The following is a 5,075-nucleotide window of genomic DNA, read 5'->3' as shown; positions in this document are numbered from 1 at the left end:
CGGTTCTCTTGGTGGGGATTAATCAGCATACTTTTTGCCCTTTCTGATTCATGATAACCGCGTCAGCCAGTGGGCTTCCCAACACGTTATCGAGGTCATACGCGGTGGAGGCAATCGTTGCCCGTGCCTCGAATTCATATAACATGACCCGGAAAGCATCGAAGCCGCAATCGCATAATTCGCGTACATCGGGCTTGATGCGATTTCGATATTCGTCCTCGCCAAAGCGCCGTGCCAGTTCGAGGCGTGCCGAGAGCGCGAATACAGGCGGTGCCGGTGTGATACCGTTCCGTTCCAGCCGCAGCCGCGCACGATCGCAGACGCGTCTGATTTCTTTCGCATTGAATTGTTCTGCCATATTCGCCGCCACGACGAAACGGCCCGGGAAGCGGGCGTGATATTCTTTGATCAGGGAGATGGTGTGGCGTGCTGGCCAGTATTCGAGGGTTGTCGCCAAGACGAATAGGGATTGGTCGAAGGCAGTGGCTGCGCCGGGTATGGCGGGCCTGTTTTCGAGGCTTGACGCGCCCGGCGTATCGACAAAGACAAAGTGTCTGAAAGGCATGTCGGGCAGCAGCACAGCCAAGGCTTCGCTGTCACAGGGTACGGAATTGGTTTTTCTGGCGTTGAGAAAATCGTCTCGGGATAAGACCATGGTTTCGCCGCTATTTTCCATGCGTGCACCGTATTGGATTTCCGGCGTCTGTGATTTCGCCATTAATACGGGCGGTGTGCGGCTTTCCTCACGACTCATGAACAGCGCCTCCCGGTGCAGGAGTGCGTTGATCAGCATTGACTTCCCCGTATTGAAATCTCCGGAGAAAACTGCTGCCGGAAGCAGTGTCGCGGGGGTTTCCGGTGTAAAGAGTGTGTCCATTCTTGCTCCTTAACGCGTTTGTAGATGTGTCACGGCATCGCAGAACCTCTACGTTTTGAGGTTCATCTCATCTTAATATATGTAAACCACAGTCAATCCGAATGCCTTTAGTAAGGCGTGATCCGGAGACCGCGGGTATAAGCGATCAGTTCGTTGAGTTTCGATAGGGCCGCGCCGGAATCAATGCTTTCCGCAGCCATAAGAATCCCTTCTTGTAGAGAAGTTGCGACACCGCCCGCAACGAGGGCAGGCGCCGTATTTAATACGACCATATCACGGCAGGCGCAGTGTTCGCCTTCAAGGATGCGCCGGGTGATGGATGCGTTCACCATGGGATCACCGCCGAGGATGGCTTCCAAGGGTACGGGCTTCAAGCCGAAGTCGTGGGGGTTGATTTCATACTCGGAGATTTTGTCGCCGCTCGCCTCGCAAATAAGCGAGGGGCCGCTGATGGACAGTTCGTCGAGACCGTCTTCGCCGGCGACGACGAAAGCATGCTGCGTGCCCAAGGAGAGCAAGGCGCGCGCCATGGTGGGTGCCAATTGGGCGTTTAACACACCGACGACCTGCCGTTTGGCTTCTGCGGGGTTGGTCAAGGGTCCGAGAATATTAAATACGGTGCGCGCTTTTAATTCCAATCGGACGGGCGCAATATATTTCATAGATTTGTGCAGGGTTCGAGCAAAGAGGAATCCGATCCCCACTTCGTCGATGCAGGCACCGGTTTGTTCGGCATCCAGATTGATGTTCACGCCGAGCGCTTCCAAGACGTCGGCACTGCCGCAGCGGCTGGAGGCGGCGCGGTTCCCGTGTTTGGCGACGATCACGCCTGCGCCTGCCGCGACGAGCGCAGCGGTGGTGGACACGTTAAAGGTGCCGCGGCAATCTCCGCCGGTACCGCAGGTATCCAACAAGGGCTCGCGTCCGGTGACTACGCGGGTGGCGTATAGGCGCATGACCTGTGCGAATCCGGTGATTTCTTCGGAGGTTTCGCCTTTCATGCGCAGTGCGATTAAGAGGGCAGCCATTTGCGCGTTGGTCGCTTCACCGGTCATGATTAAGTCCATGGCCCGTGCCGATTGTTCTCGGGTCAAGTGCGCGCCGTCGCACAAAAGTTCTATAATGTCGTGAATGGTCAACTTCGTGTTCAAAAAATGTGCTCCTGAATTGATCCTTTGCTCGCCCTTCTTACCGCTTTATAATACAAAAACTGATTGTGTACTTCAACTGTATAGCTTAAGAAATTGACGGGGCGGCTTCAAGGTTGAAATGCAACCGGCGCAGGTTCAAACTCGAATTGCAACCCTTTCCTGAAAAAAGACTTCGGCCGGAGTTCGGTAATGAAGTGTTTTCCTTGGTCTATTATTTAAATCTTGAACAGCCGTTGTTGGGTCAGCGTGAGAGAAGTAAGGTGTTGCGGAAGCCCAGGTACACAGCCTTGGATCAATGATCGCGCCGGCTCCACTGCCACCGGATTCTTCGCTGCGCTCAGAATGACGTGGGAAAGCAAGGCTTAGAAACAGGCTTGAGAACCGGCGGACGGAGATGTTTTCCTCTAATGGACGCGATGGACCGGATGGACAGGATGGACGGGATGGACAGGATGGACGCGATGGACAGGATGGACGCGATGGACAGGAGACGCACAAAGCCTTCCGGTGTAGGGGCACGATTTATCGCCCCCCTACAGGTGTTGCGTCGAAGCGTGCGGGCGGGGTGTTGCGGAACCCGGGTGCACGGCCTTGGATCAATGAGCGCGCCGCCTCCGCCACCGCCCGATTAAAGAAACACAACAATTGACTATGATTGGGAAGGTACATTATAACGAGGCACTTCTCCATTTTGCTCTGGGTAATCGAACCCCAAAAGAATTCGCCGAAAGAGGCGCGCTCATGAAACACACAAACCCTCCATAACAACCGGATCAAAAAACGGGGTGCTTGACAATTTATTCCGACTGTAGTACAATGCAAGTGGAGCATCAAATCTGCCTTTATTGAAGTTCATATAGCATGTGGATTAACGTAAAAGGAGACTTGGTATGGGTAACGTATTTATGCGTCGCGAAGGTGCGGGGGGGGGGGGTACGCTCTCTATTCGTAAAAACGCTACGATTTCCGTTTCACGGTATATATTCCACCTACACGCAAGTCCTTTCATGTCGCGCGCCCGTGCATACATGCATGGATATACCTTTGTCAAGTCTTTTTTGACACAATCTCTTTCATGTCGCGCGCCCGTGCATACATGCATGCACATAATTACAGTGTCGCACCGTATGTATAAAGGGCCCCACATATCCACAAAGACGGCCTTTCTTTCCTTGTCTTTATTTGGCCAACCCACGCTCTGGTATTTAATGGGCTGCTATATGCCTCCATCCAGAGAAATTAATTTTTCAGTAGCCAGAGGCGCGAGGATGCAAGCACTATGAAATCTCTGGTGGAAATATTTGGGACCGAGGTATCAACGTGGTTGCTATTTCAATGTCTAGGTGCGCTATGCCTTTCATTGGGTTCTACCTTTCTCTACCAGCACCACCATGGCACATGGGCAATTCGCCCGGATATTGGCATATGGCTACTGCTTGGTAGTTTGTATGGCGGGCGAATTGCTTATGTTTTGCAGTCGGGAAATAGTCTTCGCGAGGCACTAAATCCATTGAGCGTTGGATATCTGTCCTCGGGAAGTGTGATTGCTATTATTCTTGTACTGTTGCTCTATGCTTGGATTAGAAAAATCCCGAAAATACGTATGATGGATGCGCTTGCGCCCTTCGCAGCGCTTGCCGAAAGCCTTGGTCACATTGGCTGTTTCTTTGCTGGATGTTGTTATGGCGTCATTCACGTCTTGATAGATCTCCCAGTGCAGCTTGTGAATGCGGGGTTTTCATTCGTGTTCTTCATATTGCTTCTTACCGTTGCCCTCAAAATGAAGGTGCGGGGTGGAGTTATTTTTCTGCTGTTTATAGCGGCTCATGGTGGACAACGATTCGTCGTGCAGTTTTTTCGAGACGACGACGCTGCGCTAATTATGGGACTTCGAATTCCCCAAGTTACGTCGTTGATTCTGTGTTTGTTGGCAATGATTTGTCTTGGATCAGTTTGGTTTTCACGTGACCGCCGACTTGATCGGCAAAGGAGAAAAGAAAAATGTTGATGAAAAGAGCCTTTTTAGTTCTGCTTGTGGCGTCAATTGTGATTGGCGTCCACATGGTTGGTTTTGCGGAACCAGAAAAACCATGGGATGATTATTGTACGTGCAAAGAAACTCCTTGTCCAGGGGTAGAGGGCATCACCCCTGTACCTTATGTTCCATGTAAATGGTTTCAAAATCCCGGTGGAGTATCCTCGTGTGCATGCACAAAAGATACTGGGTACTATGTGATGCCTGAAGATCCGGCTACACGGGTATGCGAAAAGAATGCCCTTGGAAAAAATGAACTAAAGTGTGGTAGTACATGCGATGAAAAAACGGCTCCAACTTCTTGCAAGGATTGTTTCACAACATGCCCGGTTCCTTTTGTGAGGCCAGAGGAATCTGACTGTAATCGAATAAAAGATGAACCCGCAAAATGTGTTGCGCCGATAGTAGTTTGCGCAGGAACACCCTCTTGATACTACAGCCCAAATATAATTGCTTAGAGCGTGTACGGAAAATCTTTCTTTCAAATCATGAATCCATGAGGACCTATTTAATTGCTTTGCCCATATATTCCTGTAGTCTGGGGGAGCAGTCCCTTGGGTTATGTACGTGTTCAATCAATCGGCGAAAAAATAGTACGCAGAGCCGCGCCTTAACAAAGTCAGAGTGTACCCCGATTTCGAGATAAGGCTAGCGCCTCTGTTGGAAAGGCGCGATCTTGGACTTCTCGTACACGCTCTAAGAAGTGAATGTTGTTCTAATCTGTGTCTACACCAACAATGTGTTTTCCTTCCATTGGGATTGTAGGGAGTGTCATTATGCTGAATAAGACCAAGAGTTTATCGGATGCGATACTGAGAGTGTTTCTGTATGGAAACTACCGCTATTACATTTCCTTTTGTTGCCCGTTCATGTTGTTCGTTTTAGTGTGCTTCTCCTGGATATGCAACGCTCAGGTTATGGACGGTTCAGCACTTCGCGACATGCTTCTGGAACGCATGCTATCCATGGAAAGCATTGAATGTGAATATGTGTACCACGCGACATTCGAAGG

General features: G+C 50.7%; 4 protein-coding genes. 2 read left to right on the top strand and 2 right to left on the bottom strand.

What is annotated here, in order from left to right; genetic code table 11:
- Positions 1-22: 22 nt before the first annotated feature.
- Together GX117_01595 and trpD are read right to left on the bottom strand one after the other, a co-directional pair.
- Complete coding sequence (locus GX117_01595; GenBank protein NLO32039.1) at positions 23-877, bottom strand: hypothetical protein; 855 nt, start codon at positions 875-877, stop codon at positions 23-25.
- A 107-nt stretch (positions 878-984) separates the two neighbouring features.
- Positions 985-2,010, bottom strand: a complete 1,026-nt coding sequence (trpD, locus tag GX117_01590) for an anthranilate phosphoribosyltransferase (protein ID NLO32038.1) — start codon at positions 2,008-2,010, stop codon at positions 985-987.
- 412 nt (positions 2,011-2,422) lie between these two features.
- Here trpD and GX117_01585 point away from each other — a divergent pair, with 412 nt between their 5' ends.
- Entirely contained in the window at positions 2,423-2,677 is a 255-nt protein-coding gene (locus tag GX117_01585; protein NLO32037.1) for a hypothetical protein, read from the top strand.
- A 630-nt stretch (positions 2,678-3,307) separates the two neighbouring features.
- Positions 3,308-4,036: a hypothetical protein gene (locus tag GX117_01580; protein ID NLO32036.1), complete on the top strand. Its 729-nt coding sequence runs from the start codon at positions 3,308-3,310 to the stop codon at positions 4,034-4,036.
- The last annotated feature ends 1,039 nt before the right edge of the window (positions 4,037-5,075 follow it).

The organism is Candidatus Hydrogenedentota bacterium, assembly GCA_012523015.1.
Taxonomy (GTDB): Bacteria; Hydrogenedentota; Hydrogenedentia; order Hydrogenedentales; family CAITNO01; genus JAAYBJ01.
This window is presented reverse-complemented; position numbering and strand designations above follow the sequence as displayed.